At 69.4% G+C, this 18,208-nt stretch carries 19 protein-coding genes; 12 read left to right on the forward strand and 7 right to left on the reverse strand.

From position 1 onward, the window contains the following. Positions 1–5 precede the first annotated feature (5 nt). Both AB0F17_RS31940 and AB0F17_RS31945 read left to right on the forward strand, forming a co-directional pair. On the forward strand, positions 6–977 hold the full coding sequence (locus AB0F17_RS31940) for a hypothetical protein (protein WP_358030483.1): 972 nt from the start codon (positions 6–8) through the stop codon (positions 975–977). 36 nt (positions 978–1,013) lie between these two features. Then, positions 1,014–1,607: a hypothetical protein gene (locus AB0F17_RS31945; protein ID WP_358030486.1), complete on the forward strand. Its 594-nt coding sequence runs from the start codon at positions 1,014–1,016 to the stop codon at positions 1,605–1,607. 9 nt (positions 1,608–1,616) lie between these two features. Here the strand turns inward: AB0F17_RS31945 and AB0F17_RS31950 are convergent, their stop codons facing one another. The 3 genes from AB0F17_RS31950 to AB0F17_RS31960 all read right to left on the reverse strand — a co-directional run bounded on the left by AB0F17_RS31950 (position 1,617) and on the right by AB0F17_RS31960 (position 3,658). After that, positions 1,617–1,994 (reverse strand): M55 family metallopeptidase, encoded by a 378-nt coding sequence (locus AB0F17_RS31950; RefSeq protein ID WP_358030489.1) that lies wholly within the window; start codon positions 1,992–1,994, stop codon positions 1,617–1,619. 5 nt (positions 1,995–1,999) lie between these two features. After that, positions 2,000–2,242: a M55 family metallopeptidase gene (locus AB0F17_RS31955; protein ID WP_358030491.1), complete on the reverse strand. Its 243-nt coding sequence runs from the start codon at positions 2,240–2,242 to the stop codon at positions 2,000–2,002. Positions 2,243–2,353: 111 nt separating this feature from the next. Then, positions 2,354–3,658 (reverse strand): site-2 protease family protein, encoded by a 1,305-nt coding sequence (locus AB0F17_RS31960; protein ID WP_358030493.1) that lies wholly within the window; start codon positions 3,656–3,658, stop codon positions 2,354–2,356. A gap of 148 nt (positions 3,659–3,806) precedes the next feature. Between AB0F17_RS31960 and AB0F17_RS31965 the strand changes: the two genes are divergently transcribed. Then, positions 3,807–4,415 (forward strand): response regulator transcription factor, encoded by a 609-nt coding sequence (locus tag AB0F17_RS31965; protein ID WP_358030496.1) that lies wholly within the window; start codon positions 3,807–3,809, stop codon positions 4,413–4,415. Between the two features lie 185 nt (positions 4,416–4,600). On the opposite strand, the gene AB0F17_RS31970 is transcribed toward AB0F17_RS31965, so the two are convergent. Beyond that, complete coding sequence (locus AB0F17_RS31970) at positions 4,601–5,716, reverse strand: PP2C family protein-serine/threonine phosphatase (protein ID WP_358030498.1); 1,116 nt, start codon at positions 5,714–5,716, stop codon at positions 4,601–4,603. 118 nt (positions 5,717–5,834) lie between these two features. On the opposite strand from AB0F17_RS31970, the gene AB0F17_RS31975 reads away from it, so the two are divergent. Both AB0F17_RS31975 and AB0F17_RS31980 read left to right on the forward strand, forming a co-directional pair. Further along, positions 5,835–7,061, forward strand: coding sequence for a GNAT family N-acetyltransferase (locus tag AB0F17_RS31975; RefSeq protein ID WP_358030501.1), 1,227 nt, complete (start codon positions 5,835–5,837; stop codon positions 7,059–7,061). A 30-nt stretch (positions 7,062–7,091) separates the two neighbouring features. Continuing rightward, complete coding sequence (locus AB0F17_RS31980) at positions 7,092–7,238, forward strand: hypothetical protein (RefSeq protein ID WP_358030503.1); 147 nt, start codon at positions 7,092–7,094, stop codon at positions 7,236–7,238. Here the strand turns inward: AB0F17_RS31980 and AB0F17_RS31985 are convergent. Further along, a complete protein-coding gene (locus AB0F17_RS31985; RefSeq protein WP_358030506.1) occupies positions 7,235–7,702 on the reverse strand; it encodes a ribose-5-phosphate isomerase in 468 nt (155 codons plus the stop codon). The genes AB0F17_RS31980 and AB0F17_RS31985 overlap by 4 nt on opposite strands. 103 nt (positions 7,703–7,805) lie before the next feature. Between AB0F17_RS31985 and def the strand changes: the two genes are divergently transcribed. Together def and AB0F17_RS31995 are read left to right on the forward strand one after the other, a co-directional pair. After that, a complete protein-coding gene (gene def, locus AB0F17_RS31990; RefSeq protein ID WP_358030508.1) occupies positions 7,806–8,291 on the forward strand; it encodes a peptide deformylase in 486 nt (161 codons plus the stop codon). Positions 8,292–8,300: 9 nt separating this feature from the next. Further along, the gene (locus AB0F17_RS31995; RefSeq protein WP_358030510.1) at positions 8,301–9,029 is read left to right on the forward strand and encodes an SDR family oxidoreductase; all 729 of its coding nucleotides are present in this window, start codon (positions 8,301–8,303) and stop codon (positions 9,027–9,029) included. Here AB0F17_RS31995 and AB0F17_RS32000 read toward each other — a convergent pair. Together AB0F17_RS32000 and AB0F17_RS32005 are read right to left on the reverse strand one after the other, a co-directional pair. Next, the gene (locus AB0F17_RS32000) at positions 9,026–10,429 is read right to left on the reverse strand and encodes an aldehyde dehydrogenase family protein (protein WP_358030512.1); all 1,404 of its coding nucleotides are present in this window, start codon (positions 10,427–10,429) and stop codon (positions 9,026–9,028) included. The genes AB0F17_RS31995 and AB0F17_RS32000 overlap by 4 nt on opposite strands. A gap of 137 nt (positions 10,430–10,566) precedes the next feature. Beyond that, a complete protein-coding gene (locus tag AB0F17_RS32005; RefSeq protein WP_358030514.1) occupies positions 10,567–11,070 on the reverse strand; it encodes a disulfide bond formation protein DsbA in 504 nt (167 codons plus the stop codon). 208 nt (positions 11,071–11,278) lie between these two features. Here AB0F17_RS32005 and pepN point away from each other — a divergent pair, with 208 nt between their 5' ends. From pepN to AB0F17_RS32030, 5 genes are all read left to right on the forward strand, one after another. After that, positions 11,279–13,837: an aminopeptidase N gene (pepN, locus tag AB0F17_RS32010; RefSeq protein WP_358030517.1), complete on the forward strand. Its 2,559-nt coding sequence runs from the start codon at positions 11,279–11,281 to the stop codon at positions 13,835–13,837. Positions 13,838–13,969: 132 nt separating this feature from the next. Next, positions 13,970–15,169 (forward strand): ROK family transcriptional regulator, encoded by a 1,200-nt coding sequence (locus AB0F17_RS32015; RefSeq protein ID WP_358030520.1) that lies wholly within the window; start codon positions 13,970–13,972, stop codon positions 15,167–15,169. Continuing rightward, positions 15,166–16,122 carry a sugar ABC transporter permease gene (locus AB0F17_RS32020; protein WP_358030523.1) on the forward strand — a complete coding sequence of 319 codons (957 nt, stop codon included), beginning with the start codon at positions 15,166–15,168 and terminating at the stop codon, positions 16,120–16,122. The genes AB0F17_RS32015 and AB0F17_RS32020 overlap by 4 nt, the downstream gene beginning before the upstream one ends. Further along, positions 16,115–16,921: a carbohydrate ABC transporter permease gene (locus tag AB0F17_RS32025; RefSeq protein WP_358030526.1), complete on the forward strand. Its 807-nt coding sequence runs from the start codon at positions 16,115–16,117 to the stop codon at positions 16,919–16,921. Before AB0F17_RS32020 ends, AB0F17_RS32025 begins: the two co-directional genes overlap by 8 nt. An 11-nt stretch (positions 16,922–16,932) precedes the next feature. After that, complete coding sequence (locus AB0F17_RS32030; protein WP_358030529.1) at positions 16,933–18,195, forward strand: sugar ABC transporter substrate-binding protein; 1,263 nt, start codon at positions 16,933–16,935, stop codon at positions 18,193–18,195. The last annotated feature ends 13 nt before the right edge of the window (positions 18,196–18,208 follow it).

Consider the following 18,208-nt stretch of genomic DNA (forward strand, 5'->3'; position numbering starts at 1 on the left):
CTCACGTGGCGACTGCGTCCCCCACGGGTCTTGCCATCGGTCTCATCACCGCCACCTGTGTGGCCTTCGGAGCCTTCACGGCCGTACCGGCTTCGGCCGGGCCGGCCGCGCCCAAGCCCAGCGAAACCAAGCTCCGCGCGGAGCTGAAGGAGCTCGACCAGAAGGTCGACAAGCTCATCGAGACCTACAACCTCAAGCGCGTCGAACTCGCCAAGGCGAAAGAGGACTCGGAGACGACCAAGAAGCGGCTCGCGGCGGCGGATGCCAGCCTCGTCACCGCCCAGAAGCGCGTCGCCGAGCTCGCGCAGCTGCAGTACCAGAACGGCACCGGCTCGCTGCCGAACCTCACGTTCCCGAGCGACAGCTCCAGCGCGGCGGTGCTGGAGCAGCTCACGGCCTCGCAGCAGGCGATCGTGCAGAGCGTGGCCACCCTGAGGAACCTGAAGCAGGCGACCGCGGACCAGGCGACCGCTCTGGAATCGAAGATCCGCGATGACGCGGCCAACGTGGCCAAGCAGCGGGACGACGCGCAGGACCTCATCAAGGACATCCAGAAGAAGCTGAAGGGCCTCATCCCGTTCGGCCCCGGCCGCCGCTCGGACGGCAGCTGGGCGCCCGAGCTCCCGGCCGGCACCGACAACATCACCGCCCGCATGCGGGTGATCCGCGGGCTGATCCAGAAGGACTTCTCACTGCCGTTCGAGGTCGGCTGCTTCCGCTCGGGCGGCGGCGGCGAGCACCCGCTGGGGCGCGCGTGCGACTTCATGATGAGCACCGGCGGCAGCATGCCCAGCGGGGCCAACCAGGCACTCGGCGACCGCATCGCGGCCTGGGCGATCGAGAACAAGAACAAGCTCGGGGTCAAGTACGTCATCTGGAAGCAGCGGATCAACCAGGGCTCGGGCTGGAGCCCGATGTCCGACCGCGGCAGCATCACCGAGAACCACTTCGACCATGTACACATCTCGATGTTCTGACAAGGGGACCCGCGGCCGAGAAAGGTTGATCGCCTCATGTTCGATGACATCGTCTCTCGTTACCACGACATGCTGGATTACCTCGGACTCGACACCTTCGCGTACACGGTGACGGTCCCCGACTCCGGGGTTCTGTCGGTCGAGGATGCCGTGAGGCGCCTCCACTTCGACCAGGCTCCCAATGAGCCGCACCGCAGGGGCGCCCTCCACCTCTATCAGGTCGGCTCCGGGGTCGTCACTCTGGACTGGGTCAACCTCGGTGACCGTGAGCAGATGATCCAGAGGCTCGCCGGCGACGGCTTCCGGCATTGGTACGTCTCCTTCGACATCAACGGCAGCACCAGCATGTACGTCCGGTACGGGATCGCCGAGGGATACCTCGACCATCCCGAGCCAGCCTCCTTGCCCTCCACACCATGGACCGACCTCCTCGGCCCCCTCATTCCCTTCACCAAGATCCTCGCCGGCGGCTATGACAGCGAGGGCGCGGAGGCATCAGTGGACATCACGGCGGCGTGCCTGGCCGTGGTAGAGCTGGAAAGCGGCGTTCGCCTCGACGAGAACTTGATGCACAGCGCTCATTCGGCGCTGCCGATCCCCCTACAGGCCCTGGCACCGGCCGGCAGCTGAGGTGGTGATTCAGCGGCTGAGATAGTGGCTGGTCAGCGCGGACCAGACGATGAGCACGTCCAACGCCGTCCTGGGACTGGCAGCCTGATAGCGGACCGTACGCGCGCCCGTCCGCTCGGTGCCCGGGACCAGGGCGGCCAGCTCCGCGGCGCCATTGGGCCGTAGTTCGGCCTCGATGGCCAATTCGTCGGGGATGGTCACCGGCCGAATGGCTCCCGAGAGGGCACTTGCCACGGCGCGGGCCGCCCCGGCGGCGATGGCCTCCCGGGCGACCGCCGGGTGCTTGCTGCGCGTGGCCGTGCGTCCCAGCGCTGTCTTCACCGGGACGGTGACCACACCGGGGAACGCCTTCTCCGCGACCGCGCAGATCACGTCGTCTCCTGTCACCAGCCCTACCGGGACGCCCACGGCCGCGGCCGGTCGAGCTGCTCGCCGAGCAGGTTGTCGGCCGGGCCGTGGCTGTCGTTGACCACCACCGACGTGGCGCCGCCGTCGAAGGCGCCGGCCACCGCGGCGTTCGCCTCCGCCGTCATCAGTGCCCGCGCGATCGGGTAATCGTGTCCACCTGGGTGGATCTGCTGCTTCGTGGCGATGCCCGCGACGCCTTCTAAGTCCACCGATATCAGCACGTCCACCTGAAAACCTCGCCCTCGCAGTGACCCCGTCCCCACCCATCCTGCCCGTCCTTACGGCGGGCGGAAGAAGTGCTCGGGGTCATCGGGAGCCGCGGCGCACCAGAAGGCGGGTCAGCCGGTGAGTGTGAGCGGGTTGATCAGGTCGGCGTAGACGAGCAGGCCGGCCATGATGATCATGACGAAGGCCAGGGCGTAGGTGAGCGGGAGCACCTTGGCGATGTCCACGTACCCGGGCTCGGGGCGGCGCCTGACGCGGGCATAAGCGCGCTTGAGGCCCTCCCAGAGGCCGCCCGCGATGTGGCCGCCGTCGAGCGGCAGCAGCGGGATGAGGTTGAACATGCCGATCGCCAGGTTGAACCCGGCCAGCAGATTCACCAGGAAGGCGACCTTCTTCTCGCCCGACAGATCGGAGGAGAGGATCTCGCCGCCCATGCGCCCGGCGCCCACGACGCCGACCGGGCCCTCGGGGTCGCGCTTGTCGCCGGAGAAGGCGGCGTGCCACACGCCGACCATCTTCTGCGGCAGGTTCAGCAGCGATTCGGCGACCCGGCCGGTGAGCTGGCCCATGTACCCGATGACGACGCCGACGCTCTGCTGCTCCATGACCTCGGTGGGCATCACGCCGAGGAAGCCGACGTTCTTGTCGATCTTCTTCGGGTCGGTGGGCGACGGCCGGTCCTGGGCGATGAGCGTGACGTTGAGCGTCATCGGCTGGCCGGCGCGGACGATGCCGACGGCGACGGGGCCGGGGCCGTGCGAGCGGATCAGGCGGGTGGCGTCGTCCCAAGTGTTGATCTTCTGGCCGCCGAAGGAGACGAGCCGGTCCCCGGGCTTCATGCCGGCCTTGGCGGCCGGTGTCGGCTGGTCGGTGGCTCGGCAGTCGGTCCGCTGCTCGCTGATCGGGATCACGCAGGTGTTGGTCTGCGGCGACACCACGGGCGTCAGCGCGGGCAGGCCGATGCCGACGAGCAGGACGGAGAAGAGGATGAACGCCAGCACGAAGTTCATGAACGGGCCGCCGGACATGATGATGACCTTCTGCCACCACTTCTTCCGGTAGAACACCCGGTCCTCGTCGCCCGGCCGCACCTCTTCCTGCGCCACGTCGCGGGCGGACTCGATGAGGCCCTGGAACGGGCCCGTCGAGCTGCTCCTCAGCTTGGCCGGATCGTCGCCGGGCCGTGGCGGCAGCATGCCGATCATGCGGATGTAGCCGCCCAGGGGGAGCCACTTGATGCCGTACTCGGTCTCGCCCCGCCGGATGGACCAGGCGGTCGCGCCGAAGCCGACCATGTACTGGGGCACCCTGACGCCGAAGATCTTGGCAGGCACGAAATGGCCGAGCTCGTGCAACGCGACCGACGCCATCAGCCCGATCAGGAAGACGATGATCCCCGCGAGGTAAAGCCAGTTCATCTAGTCCCGCTCCAGGGCAGACAGAAGGTCCCGACAGCCCCCAGAGTAGTCGAAGTCCTCACACCTCGATGGCTTGCGCACCCTTTGCGGACCCGGCAGATTACGTTGACAGTACGCGATCAAGCGATCACTCTGGGAGATGACGGAGGTGGGAGCCTTGATCCGGATTCTGGTCGCCGAGCATCTGCCGCTGGTCCGGCGCGGACTGGTCGCTTCGCTCGACGCGGAGCCCGACCTGAAGGTGGTCGCCGAGGTGGCGGACGCGGAAGGCGTCCTGCCCGCGGCGGCGGCGTGCGCGCCCGACACCGCGGTCATCGATCTGGACCTGCCCGGCGGGGGCGGCCTGTTTCCCGCGGCCCGGCTGCGCGAGCAGGGGTGCCACGTGCTCATCCTGTCGGCGCAGGCCAAGCCCGGTCAGGTGCGCAGGGCGTTCGCCACGCACGCGCTCGGCTTCATGAGCCTCGACGTCGCGCCCGAGCAGCTCGCCGAGAGCCTGCGACTGGTCGCCGCCGGGCGCCGCGCGGTCGATTCCGACCTGGCGATCGCCGCGCTCCAGTCGGCCACCAACCCGCTGACCAGGCGCGAGCTCGACGTGCTGCGGATCGCGGCGGGCGGGGCCCGTTCGACGGAGATCGCCGACCAGCTCTTCCTGTCGGTCGGCACCGTACGCAACCACCTGTCGCGGATCATGTGCAAGACCGGGGCCCGCAATCGCATCGACGCGGTACGCATCGCGAGCGACTCGGGCTGGCTGTGAGAACTGGCCGCGAGGACTGGCCGCGAGAGCGGGCTGTGCGGACTGGCCGCGAGGCTGCTGTGAGGACCGGGTCCCGGTAAAGCCGCGCCGCTCCACCGGGACCCGGAGCGGTGAACCCTTCGAGGATCTCAAGATCGATCAGGCGCTGCCAGTGACCGCGTTCATCGCTTGACCCGTGTGATTCGTCACGGGCGCCAGATGAGAACCAGCGCGCAGTCGTCGTTGTGGCCCGACGCCATGGCGTTGACCAGGGCGCGAGCGCCGTCGCGGAATCCCGAGGGGAGCAGCCGCTCGGCCTCCCCGAGCAGCTTGTCGAGCCCGGCGTCGATGTCGCGTCCCGGCTGCTCGATCAGCCCGTCGGTGTAGAGCAGCAGCGCGTCGCCCTTGCGCAGGGTGCCGCTGTCGGGCTCGCAGTGCAGGTCGGGGACCACGCCGAGGACGACGCCTTTGGCGGTGGCGACCTGCCAGTTGCCCGTGCCCGCGTCGAACTTGACCACCGGCGGGTGGCCGGCCGAGGTGATCGTGTAGTCGCCCGTAGCCAGGTCGAGGCGTACGTGCACGGCCGTCACGAAGCCCTCGTCACCGCGCTGGCGGTGCAGGTAGGTGTTGCAGGCCGGCAGGAAGTCGACGCCTGAGCCGAGCAGCCCGCCGAACGTGCCGGACAGCAGCAGCGCTCTGGTGCCCGCGTCGACGCCCTTGCCCGACACGTCGACGAGCGCGATCTCCACCTCGTCGTCATTGCGCATGGAGACCAGGAAGTCGCCGCCGAAGGAGGAGCCGCCCGCCTGCTTGAGCACGACCTTGCCGCCCCAGTCCTTGGGCAGCGGGGGCAGCTCGCCCTGGCTCCTGAGCCGGTCGCGCAGCTCCAGCAGCATGGCGTCGCCGCGCAGCCCCTGCACGCCGAGCTTGCCGCGGGTGCGGGCCATCAGCACCGCCAGCACCGTGGTGAAGCCGATCGTCACCATGAGCCCCATGCCGATCTGGCCGATCCCGAGCGTCCCGGCGATGTAGCCGAGCGAGATGACCACCGCGACGAGCAGCTTGATCAGGCTGCCCAGCCGGAGCTGCAACCCGCCCACGAGGAGGATGAGGATGAGCAGCGAGGGCGAGAACCATTCAGTCGAGATCTGCGCAGCCAGCAGTCCGATGACGAGCGTCAGCATCGTCAACGTGACCGTCAGGTTGCGGTCTCGGGCCAAGGAGCCTCTCCTGAGGAACCGGACCGCGGACACCAGAAACGGCACCCGCACAAGGAATGCGCGGAGCCGTGGTGGAATCAGCGGCGCCGGACGGGAACTCATGATGCGCCTGACTGTATCGGTCTGGCCTCCCTTTGGGCAGCCCACTTGACCAAGGCCTTGATCAGTAAGGACGTATATTGGGTGGCCCTCCCCCTTTGCCCGCTCCTACCTTGGACGGATGACGTATCCGATCCGTCCGGTGGACGAGGCCGAGTGGCCGGCGTTCGCCGATGTGCTCTCCGAAGGGTTCGGCTGGACGCCGCATCCCCAGGAGTCAGAACGATTCAAGGCGCAGACCGAGTTCGATCGGACGCTCGCCGCGTTCGACGGCGATGTCATGGCGGGGGTCACCGCCGTCTTCTCCTTCACCATGACGGTCCCCGGCGCGCAGATCCCGGTCGCGGGCGTGACAGCCGTCAGTGTGCTCCCCTCCCATCGCCGTCGCGGCGTGCTGTCGGGCCTGATGCGCAGGCAGCTGTCCGACGTACGCGAGCGCGGCGAGTCCGTCGCCGCCCTGTACGCCTCCGAGTCCGTCATCTACGGCAGGTTCGGGTACGGCAGAGCCTCGAGCGAGATGGGGTTCAGCGTCTCCAAGCACGGCTCGGCCTTCGTCGCGAACGCCCCCACGGACCCGTCACTACGCATCAGGGTGGCCAAGCCGGCCGAGGCCCGAGCCGAGTTCGAGCGGCTGTTCGCCTCCGTCGTGCCTACGCGCCCTGGGCGTTATCTCCGTAACGAGCAGTTCTGGAGCGCCGTACTGGCCGACGAGGAGTTCGACCGGCACGGCAACGGGACGCTCCGTTCGGTGATCGCCGAGGATGACCGGGGCGTGCGCGGGTACGCGCTGTTCAGGATCAAGGCGAACTGGGACGACGACGGCGTGCCCAACGGGCTGCTGAAGCTGCAGGAACTGGAGGCGGCCGACCCCGCCGCCCGCGCGCTGCTGTGGCGCAGCGTGCTCGATCGCGATCTGGTCTCCCGGGTGGAGGGCGGCCGGCCGGTGGACGACGCGCTCATCGCGCTGCTCGCCGACCCGCGGCAGCTCCGGGCGAGCTGCGCGGACGAGCTGTGGGTACGCCTCGTGGAGGTGGACAAGGCGCTGACCTCGCGGGCGTACTCGTCGGCCGTCGACGTGGTGATCGAGGTCGAGGACGACGTGTGCCCGTGGAACGCCCGCCGCTGGCGGCTCAGCGCCGACACCTCCGGCGCCGAGTGCGAGCCGGTGGAGGACGAGCCCGACATGTCGCTGCGCGTCTCCTCGCTCGGCTCGGCGTACATGGGCGACGGCCTGCTCGCCGCGCAGCTCGACGCGGGGCTGCTGCGCGAGCACTCGGCGGGCTCGGTGCGCAGGCTCGACGCGGCCATGGCGTGGAGCCCCAAGCCATGGACGGGACTGTCCTTCTGACGTCGGCCCCTCTGACGTAGGCTCGCGAGCATGGCACTGCAGAGCTTGCAGATCACCGCGATCACCGCAATGCGGGCCCGCGACGTGTCGCAGCCCTCCAAGGAGCAGCAGGAGGCCGCCGATCGGCGGCCCCTGCGTGACGAGATGCCCAAGCGCGAACCCAGGCGGAGGGCTTAGGGCAGAGAGGGCAACTGGCCGATCGTCTCGTAGGTGGTCACCTGCGCGATGCGGCGGGCGTGCCGCTCCGAGCCGGAGAACTGCGTGGCGAGGAAGGTCTCCACGAAGCCCGTCGCCTCGTCGGCGGAGTGCATGCGCGCGCCGAGGGAGACCACGTTGGCGTTGTTGTGCTCGCGGGCGAGCCTGGCCGTCTCCTCGCTCCAGGCCAGGGCGGCCCGGATGCCCCGCACCTTGTTGGCGGCCATCTGCTCGCCGTTGCCCGACCCCCCGATGACGATGCCCAGGCTGCCGGGATCGCCGGCGACGCCCTCGGCGGCCCGCAGGCAGAACGCCGGATAGTCGTCCTCGGCGTCATAGACGAACGGACCGCAGTCGGTCACGTCGTGGCCGTGGTCCTTGAGCCAGGACACGAGATGGTTCTTGAGCTCATAGCCGGCATGGTCGGCACCGATGTAGACACGCACGCGACCAGTCTTCCACAGCGCCGCCCGCGTCCCTCGCACCAGAGCGTCGGCTGGCTAGAGTAAGGACTCATCGGTTATCCAGTCCTTACGGGAGCAGACCATCATGCGCGAGATCCGCGTCGTCGGCGATCCTGTGCTGCGCACGCCCGCCGAGCCCGTCGAAGGCTTCGACCGCGAGCTGCGCCGCCTCATCGACGAGATGTTCCAGGCGATGTACGCGGTGGACGGCGTCGGCCTGGCCGGACCGCAGATCGGGGTGTCGCGGCGGCTGTTCGTCTATGACATCAGCGGACGCAAAGGGCACATGGTCAATCCCATCCTGACCGTGGACGATCCGGAAGAGGCGCTGGACGAGGAGGGCTGCCTGTCGGTGCCCGACCAGCAGACGGGCACGCCGATCTACGCCCCGGTGGCGCGGGCCTCGGGCGTGACCGTCGAGGGATTCGACCGGCTCGGCCGCCCGCAGCGGGTCAAGGCGCGTGGCTCGCTGGCCCGCTGCTTCCAGCACGAGAGCGAGCACCTCGACGGGAAGCTGTACGTCGACCGGCTGCCGAAGACGGAGTCCCGCAAGATCATGCTCAGGACGTAGGTTGACGGCATGAGCGATTTTTCGGGCAAGGGCGCACTGGTGACAGGTGGCTCCCGGGGCATCGGCCGGGCCATCGTCGAACGGCTGGCCGGTGACGGGGCCGATGTGATCTTCACCTATCGCAGCGACTCCGAGGCGGCCAAGCAGGTGGCCGCGGCGACCGGAGCGCATGCCGTACAGGCCGACCAGGGGGACAGAGCCGATCTGGACCGGCTGTTCGCCGAGGCGGAGGAGCGGTTGCCCGGGCTGGATATCCTGGTCGGCAACGCGGCGCAGACCGGCAAGGGGCTCATCGCCGATATCACGGACGAGACCTACGAGCGGCTGTTCGCGGTCAACGCGCGCTCGACGTTCCTGGCCATCCAGTGGGCGGGGCGGGTGATGCGCGACGGGGGGCGGATCATCACCCTCTCGACGCTCAACACCCGCGTGCCCGGCCCGGGGATCTCCCTCTACGCGGCGAGCAAGGCGGCCGTCGAGCAGTTCACCAAGGTCGCGGCGCGCGAGCTGGGCGGGCGCGGCATCACGGCCAACATCGTCTCCCCCGGCGCGACCGACACCGACATGCTGCGCGACAGCAACCCGCCCGAGGCGCTTCAGGGATTGCCCGCGCTCACCGCGTTGCAGCGGCTGGGGCAGCCCGACGACATCGCGGCCGTGGTCGCGTTCCTGGCCGGGCCCGACGGACGGTGGATCACGGGTCAGAATCTGCTGGCGACCGGCGGAATGCTGCTCTAAAGCTGCATTGCCTTGATCTCCAGAAACTCCTCCAGCCCGTGCTCGCCCAGTTCGCGGCCGATGCCCGACTGCTTGTAGCCGCCGAACGGGGCGAGCGGGTTGAAGGCGCCGCCGTTGATCGCCACCTGCCCGGTGCGCAGCCTGCGGGCCACCGCGACCGCGTGTTCCTGGGTGCCCGCCCACACCGCGCCGGCCAGGCCGTAGGGGGTGTCGTTGGCGATGCGTACCGCTTGGTCCTCGCTGGTGTACGGGATGATCGACAGGACCGGGCCGAAGATCTCCTCCTGCTCGATCGTCATGCCCGGCTCGACCGCGGCGAAGACGGTCGGCTCGACGTAGAAGCCGCGCGCGTGCGGAGGTTCGGTGCCGCCGGTCACCAGCCTGGCGCCCTCTTCCTCACCGCGGTTGATGTAGCGGACCACGCGGTCGCGCTGGGCCGCGGAGACGAGCGGGCCGATCCGGGTGGCCTCGTCGAACGGGTCGCCCACGGTGTAGCGGCGCGCCGTGTCGACGGCCAGGTGGACCGCGTCGTCGTACTGGTCGCGGTGGACGATCATGCGGGTCCACGCCGAGCAGGTCTGGCCGGCGTTGATGAAGCAGTTGGCGATGCCGACCTTGACGGCGGCGCCCAGGTCGGCGTCGGGCAGGATCAGGTTGGCGGACTTGCCGCCGAGCTCCAGCGCCACCCGCTTGACCGACTCGGCCGCCAGCGACGCCACCCGGCGACCGGCGGCCGAGGAGCCGGTGAAGGAGATCATGTCGACCTCCGGGTGCGTGGCCATGGCCTCGCCCACCACCGGGCCGCGCCCGCTGACCAGGTTGAACACACCGGCGGGCAGGCCCACCTCGTGGAAGATCTCGGTCAGCGCGTACGCCGCCAGCGGCGCCACCTCGGACGGCTTGAGCACGACCGTACAGCCGGCGGCCAGGGCCGGGGCGACCTTGCAGATGATCTGGTGCAGCGGGTAGTTCCACGGGGTGATCGCGGCGACCACGCCCACCGGCTCCTTGACCACCAGCGAGTTGCCGACGCGCGACTCGCGCGGATGGCTCTCGGCCAGCCGGGCGTAGGCGGCCAGCACGCCCGCGGGCATCAGCGTCTGCACCTTGAGCGCGAAGCCCAGGGGTGAGCCCATGTCGGTCGCGATGGTCTTGGCGATGTCGCCGGCCCGCTCGGTCAGCAGCTCGGCGACGGCGGCCAGCAGCTTGCCGCGCTCGGCGGCGGGCGTGGCCGACCAGGAGGGGAAGGCGCCGCGCGCGGCGCGCACGGCCGCCTCCACGTCCTCGGGGGCGCCGGCCGGCACCCGGTCGATGATCTGCTCCGTGGCCGGGTTGACGACCTCGATGGGCTCGCCGGAGACCGAAGCGGTCCAGGCACCGCCGATGTACAGCTGACGCATAGCCCCCATCCTTGCGCGCCCGCCGTCGCAAAGCGAGGGCGTGGCGCCTCGTGCGGCTCCTCCAAAGGAGGGTACGGCTGGGCGCCAAGGATGGATGCGGATTGCGCCGCTATATTTCAGCCACTACGAGCTGAAAGTCAGTCGAAGCTCGGTCGCCGGGTGCGCGAGCGCTTGAGCTCGAAGAAGTCGTCGAACTCGGTGACCAGCAGCACGCCGTCCCAGAGCCGGCCCGCGTCCTCGCCCCGCGGGATGGTGGTGACCACCGGCCCGAAGAAGGCGTTGGCGCCGACGCGGATGACGGGTGTGCCGACCTCCTGGCCGACCAGGGTGATGCCCTCGTTGTGCGACTTGCGGATGGCCTCGTCGTACTCCGTCGAGTCCATGGCCTCGGCGGCGAGAGCCTTGTCGAGGCCCACGGCCTCGAGCGACTCCTCGGCGATGGCGAGCAGGGTGCCGAGCTCACGGTCGCGGCCGTCGTTGTGCAGGCGGGTGCCGAACTCGGTGTAGAGGCGGCCGATGTACTCCTCGCCGTGCCGGTCGGCGGCGGCCGCGATGACGCGGATGAGCTGCTGGCCCTTGGCGCTCGACACGCGGTAGTCGTCGGAGACGTCCTTGTCCTCGTTGAGAACGTACAGGCTCATAATTCGCCAGCGAGGATCAATCGGACGGACCTTCTCGACTTCGAGTAGCCATCGTGACGTCACCCAGGCAAATGGGCAGAAAGGATCGAACCAAAGCTCTACGGGGGTCGTGTCTGTCACGAGGGCCATAACCTGGGGTATCGATGTCCTATTCCTTGCGTGGCAGGATACCGACAAAATATGACGAAGTGGCGAAAAGGAGTGGAACTTGGCAGGCAACCTGACCCGGGACGAGGCTCGCGAGCGCGCCCGGCTGTTGAAGGTCGAGTCGTATGAGGTCGCACTCGACCTGACCGAGGGAGACGAGCGCTTCGAGAGTGTCACGACCGTCCGGTTCAGCAGCACCCAACCGGGGTCGGCCACGTTCATCGATCTCCACGGCGCGCACGTCCGCAAGGTCACGCTCAACGGTGACGACCTCGACGTCTCCGCCTACGACGCCGACAAGGGGCGCTTTCCGCTCCCCTCCCTGGCCGAGTCGAACGAGCTGCGCGTCGACGCCGACTGCGTCTACATGCGCAGCGGCGAGGGACTGCACCGCTTCGTCGACCCGGTGGACCAGAAGATCTATCTCCACAGCCAGTTCGAGACGGCCGACGCGCACCGCATGTACGCCTGTTTCGACCAGCCCGACCTCAAGGCCACCTTCCAGCTCACCGTGCTGGCCCCGGCCGACTGGGAGGTCGTCTCCAACGCGGCGGTCACCTCGACCGAGCGGCTGCCCGAGCAGGTCGGCAAGCACGGCGCGGTGCCGGCGGCCAAGCGCTGGCTGTTCCCGGCCACGCCGGTCATGTCGACCTACATCACGGCGCTGGTGGCCGGGCCGTACCACAAGGTGAGCTCCGAGCACGACGGCATCCCGCTGGGCATCTACTGCCGCGCCTCGCTCGCCGAGCACCTGGACTCCGACAACATCCTGGAGGTCACCCGGCAGGGCTTCGACTTCTTCCACCAGGTGTTCGGCGTCCGCTACCCGTTCGGCAAGTACGACCAGCTCTTCGTGCCCGAGTTCAACGCCGGCGCGATGGAGAACGCGGGCTGCGTCACGTTCCTGGAGGACTACATCTTCCGGTCCAGGGTCACCGACGCCGTCGTCGAGCGGCGCGCGGAGACGATCCTGCACGAGATGGCGCACATGTGGTTCGGCGACCTCGTGACCATGCGCTGGTGGGACGACCTGTGGCTGAACGAGTCGTTCGCCACCTACATGTCGGTGCTCGCCCAGTCCGAGGCGACCCGGTGGGGCAAGGGCGCCTGGACGACGTTCGCGAACGTGGAGAAGTCCTGGGCCTACCGCCAGGACCAGCTTCCGTCCACGCACCCGATCGCCGCGGACATCCCCGACATGCAGGCGGTCGAGGTCAACTTCGACGGCATCACGTACGCCAAGGGCGCCTCGGTGCTCAAGCAGCTCGTCGCCTACGTCGGGCTGGACAACTTCCTGGCCGGGGTGCGCGACTACTTCGGCGAGCACGCCTGGGGCAACACCGAGCTGAAGGACCTGCTCGGCGCGCTGGAGCGGACCTCGGGTCGCGACCTGTCGTCGTGGTCGAAGGAGTGGCTGGAGACCTCCTGGGTCAACACGCTGCGCCCGTCGTTCACGGTCGCCGACGGCCGCTTCGAGACCTTCGAGGTGCTGCAGGAGGCGCCCGCCGACTACCCGACGCTGCGCTCGCACCGCGTCGCGGTCGGCCTGTACTCGCTGGCCGACGGCGTGCTGACGCGGACCAAGCGGGTCGAGCTGGACGTGGTGGGCGCCAAGACGAGCGTCGCGGAGCTGGTCGGGGAAGAGCAGCCCGACCTGGTCCTGGTCAACGACGACGACCTGACCTACGCCAAGATCCGCCTGGACGAGCGGTCGCTGCGGACGCTGGTCGACGGCGGCATCGCCGCCTTCACCGAGTCGCTGCCCCGGGCCCTGTGCTGGTCGGCCGCGTGGGACATGACCCGCGACGGCGAGATGTCCACCCGTGACTACGTCAAGCTGGTCATCTCGGGCATCGGCACGGTCAAGGACATCACGGTCCTCCAGACCGTACTCCGGCAGGCGCGGATGGCCGTGCAGCAGTACGCCGACCCGGCGTGGCGGGCCGAGGGCCTGTCGCTGCTGGCCACCGAGCTGCGGTCGCTGCTCGCCACGGCGACGCCGGGCTCCGACCCTCAGCTCGCCTTCCTGCAGGCGTTCGCGCCCACGGCCACGTCCGACGCCGACCTGGCGATAATCTCGGGCATCCTCGACGGCTCGGCCGTGCCCGAGGGGCTGACCGTCGACACCGACCTGCGCTGGACGCTCATCCACGCGCTGGTCGTCGGCGGCAAGCTGAGCGGTGCCGACATCGACGCCGAGCTGGCGCGCGACGCCACCGCCACCGGCGAGCGGTCCGCCGCGCTGTGCCGGGCGGCCATCCCGACGGCCGAGGGCAAGGCCGCCGCGTGGGCCGCGATCGTGGGGGGCAAGCTGGCCAACCACATCGCCCGTACGACGGTCAGCGGCTTCCAGGATCCGCATCACCCGGAGCTGCTGGCGCCGTACCGGGAGAAGTATTTCGCGGAGATCGGCCGGATCTACCGGGAGTGGACGTTCGACCAGGCGCAGACGTTCACGGTCGGCTGCTTCCCCTCGCTGCTCATCGAGCCCGAGACCGTGCGGGCGGCGGAGGACTACCTGGCCAAGGAGCAGCCGCCGCAGGCGCTGCGCCGGATGATCCTGGAGGGCGCCGACGGCGTCAGCCGCGCGCTGCGCAACCGCGCGAAGGACGCGTCCTAGCGCGTAGCTCTTGAGAAGGGGGCCTCCGGTGACGGAGGCCCCCTTTCTCGTTCCCGGACTCTTGACAGCGGCCCGCCACGGCTCCATATTTTCACCACTAACTTTATTTCTAAAGAAAGTCGCTCTCATCACATGGCAGGTACTGATCGCGGTGATCTCACCAGGACGGCGATCCTCGCGCTGCTCGGCACCGTCGGGCCGCTGAGCCGCACCGAGATAGCGCGCGAGCTGGATCTGAGCCCGGCGAGCGTCACGCAGCTCACCCGCGAGCTCATGGGCTACGGCATGCTCGAGGAGCTCGACCTCAAGCCGTCGCGCGGCGGGCGGCCCGCCCAGCGGCTCGGGCTGGTGGGCAGCGCGGGCCGGGCGCTCGGCATCAAGGTGACGGCCGACCATCTGGTGCTGGTCGACGTACGGCTCGACGGCGAGGTGCTCGGGGCCTGGGAGTGCGCGTTCGACCCGTCCTCCCCCGAGGCGCTGGACCGGCTGGCCGACGCCGTCGAGTCGGTGGTCTCGGGCACCGGGCACGGGCTGACGGCGCGTACGTCCATCTCGACCGGCGACGGACAGGTGCCGCCACTGCTCGGGATCGGGGTCGGGGTGCCCGGCAGCGTGGAGGACCAGGCGGTCGGCACGGTCAACGCGCCGACCCTGGGGTGGCAGGCCATGCCGGTGGGCGAGCGGCTGCGGCGGCGGCTCAAGCTGCCCGTGCTGGTGGAGAACGACGTCAACGCCCTGGCGGCGGCCGAGCGGCTGTACGGCAGAGGGCGGACCCATCGGGACTTCCTGGTGCTGACCATCGGGCGCGGCGTCGGCGCGGCGATCGTGGCCGACGGGCGGGTGTACCGGGGCGCCAGGGGCGGGGCCGGGGAGTTCGGGCATGTGCCCGTCGATCCGGCGGGGCCTTTGTGCGGGTGCGGGGCGCGCGGGTGCCTGGAGGCGTACGTCGGCTCGGCGGGCCTGCTGGCCGCGATGCGTGCCAGGTCCGGGACGGCGAGCGAGCAGGTGGCTCGGGAGGTGTTCGCCGAGGCGGGGGCCGTGCTCGGGCGGGCCGCGGCGGGGCTGATCAACGTGGTCGATCCCGAGGTCGTGGTGGTGCTCGGCGAGGGTACGGCCGACTGGCCGCTCTGGCGGGCCGGGTTCGATCCGGCCGTCAGGGCGCAGTTGTACCCGGGGCGGCGGGACATCTCGATCGAGGTGGAGAGCTGGGACGACACCAGTTGGGCCCAGGGCGCGGCGGCCCTCGTGCTGGCCACCCCCTTCGACGCCGCCGGGGCCGCCGGGGAGCAGGGCCGCCTGGTGCGGGCCCGCCTGATCGGGACGACGCCATGACCGCCGGCCGCACGGACGCCATGACGGCCGACCGCACGGACTCCGGCCCCGCCCGCCGTACGGACGCCAGGACCGCGCCGCGGCGACGGTGGCGGTACGCCGGGACCGTGGCCGTGTTCCTGCTGCCCAGCCTGATCCCGCTGACCCTGTACACGCTGATCCCGATGGTCGCCTCGTTCTGGACGAGCCTCCACGAATGGGACCTCATCACCGAGATGCGCTGGGTCGGCCTCGGCAACTACCTCGAACTGCTCGGCGACGCCGGGACCAGGGCCGCGTTCCTGCACACGCTGTACTTCATCGCCGGTTACCTGCCGCTCGTCTACCTGGGCGGGCTCGGGCTGGCGCTGCTGCTGAACCGGGCGATGCCGGGGCGCGGGCTGCTGCGCGGCGTCTACTTCCTGCCCGTCATCACCAGCTGGGTCGTCGTGGCGCTGATGTGGAAGTGGCTGCTCAACCCGGCCAGCGGGGTGGTCAACTGGGCGCTGGGGCTGTTCGGCGTCAGCGGGCCCGGCTGGTGGACCGATCCCGACTGGGCGATGCCGTCGATCATCTTCGCCTCGGCCTGGAAGGACCTGGGCTTCGTGATGATCATCCTGCTGGCGGGGCTGCAGGCGATCCCGAAGGAGTTCCAGGAGGCCGCCATGGTCGACGGGGCGACGGCCTTCCGCCGGTTCAGGCACATCACGCTGCCGCTGCTGTCGCCGTCGTCGTTCTTCGTGGTGGTGATCTCGCTGATCAACGGCTTCCAGGTCTTCGACCAGGTGAAGATCATGACGGGTGGCGGGCCCGGCGGCGCGACGCAGGTCGTCGTGTCGCAGATCTACGACCTCACCTTCAGGTACGGCCGGGCGGGCGCGGCCTCGGCGCTGTCGTGGCTGCTGTTCGCCCTGGTGCTGCTCGTGACGATCGTGCAGATCCGGGGGCAGAGGCGGTGGGTGACCTATGGGTAAGGCGATCCGCTACCTGCTGGTGGGCCTCGGCGCGGTGGTCATGCTGTTCCCGTTCGCCTGGGCGGTGATCACGTCGATCACGCCGAGCGACGCGGTGCTGGCCGTGCCGCCGGACTTCACGCCGGACGGCGCGAGCCTCGACGCGTACGGCAAGCTGCTCGACACGCTGCCCTTCTGGCGGATCGTGGCGAACAGCGCCTGGATCGGGGCGGCCTCCACCACGCTGCAGCTGGTCACCAGCGCGATGGCCGCCTACGCGTTCGCCAGGCTGCCGTTCCCGGGCCGGGGGGCGCTGTTCTCCGTCTATCTGGCGACGCTGATGATGCCGCTGCCCGTGCTGGTCGTGCCGCTGTTCATCGAGATGCGGACGTTCAACCTGGTCGACACGTACTTCGCGCTGCTGGCGCCGACCATCGCGTCGGCGTTCGGGGTGTTCCTGCTGCGGCAGGCCATCAACCAGGTGCCGAGGGAGTTCGACGAGGCGGCCGTGCTGGACGGCGCCGGACATTTCCGCATTTTTCTCTACGTGGTGCTGCCGCTGATCAGGCCGGCGCTGGCGACGTTCGCCATCTTCGGCTTCATGGCCAGCTGGAACAGCTACCTCTGGCCGCTGATCATCATCAAGTCGCCCGAGTTCATGACGCTGCCGCTGGGCCTGGCCACGCTGCACGGCCAGTTCACCACCGAGTGGGACGTGGTCATGGCGGGCTCGGTGATCAGCGTGGTGCCGATCCTCATCCTGTACGTCTTCGCGCAGAAGCACGTCATCGCCAGCGTCGCGCAGAGCGGGCTCAAGTAAAGGAACCCCCCATGTCACAGAGAATCAGGGTCGCCGCTTCCCTGGCGGCCGCCGCGCTGCTCGCCACCGCCTGCTCCCAGGGCTCGGCGACGAAGGCCCCGTCCGGCGAGGGCGGCAAGGTGACGCTGCGGTACTTCACCTTCTCGGCCGCGCCCGACCACGTGAAGGACCTGGACAAGATCGAGAAAGCCTTCGAGAAGGAGAACCCGAAGATCGACGTGGTCGTGGAGACCGCGCCCTTCGACGAGTACTTCACCAAGCTCCAGACCAGCATCGCGGGCGGCACCGCGCCCGACACCTTCGAGCTCAACTACGAGAACTTCGTCACCTACGCCAGCGCGGGCTCGCTGCTCGACCTCGACACGGTGAAGGGCGACGGCGACCCGTCGGTGTACGCCAAGGAGTCGCTCGACGCCTTCCAGCGCGACGGCAAGCAGTACGCGCTGCCCGCGTCGTTCTCCACGGTCGTGCTCTTCTACAACAAGGACCTGTTCGACAAGGCCGGAGTGGCCCCGCCGACGGCCGACTGGACCTGGGCCGACGAGCAGGCCGCCGCCGCGAAGCTGACCGACAAGAAGAAGGGCGTCTTCGGCGACTTCCAGCCGGTGCAGTTCTTCGAGTTCTACAAGACGCTCAAGCAGGCGGGCGGCGAGTTCCTGTCGGCCGACGGCAAGAAGTCGGCCTTCAACGGCCAGGCGGGGGTCAAGGCGGCGCAGTGGCTGGTCTCCAAGGTGGGCAAGACGATGCCGACCGAGGCGGAGATCGGCGGCACCGCCGACTACGACACGAACCTCTTCAAGTCCGGCAAGCTCGCCATGTGGCACAACGGCATCTGGCAGTTCGCCGGGCTGAAGGACGCCACCTTCACCTGGGACGTGGTCGTCGAGCCCGGTGACGCCGCCAAGGCCAGCGCCGTCTTCCACAACGCCGTCGCCGCCTCCTCGGGCACCAGGCACGGCAAGGAGGCGTGGGCCTGGGCCCGGTTCCTGTCGTCGTCGAACACCGCGGCGACCACCCGCGTCGAGTCGTCCTGGGAGCTGCCGCCGGTCGCCGACCAGGCGGTGCTGTCCGGCTACCTCAAGGACCCCAAGCCCGCCAACCGCCAGGCGGTGTTCGACTCGCTGAAGTCGATCGCGCTGCCGCCGGTCATCAAGCGCCAGCAGGAGATGCAGGACGCCGTGACCAAGCAGCTGACCGAGGCCGCCGCCGGGCGCAAGACGGTGGAGGAGGCGCTCAAGACCGCCGCCGCCGACGTCGACGCCCTGCTGTCTTAGGAGAGTTCGTTGT

Origin of the sequence: Nonomuraea sp. NPDC026600, assembly GCF_040638335.1 — a bacterium.
Classification (GTDB): Bacteria; Actinomycetota; Actinomycetes; order Streptosporangiales; family Streptosporangiaceae; genus Nonomuraea.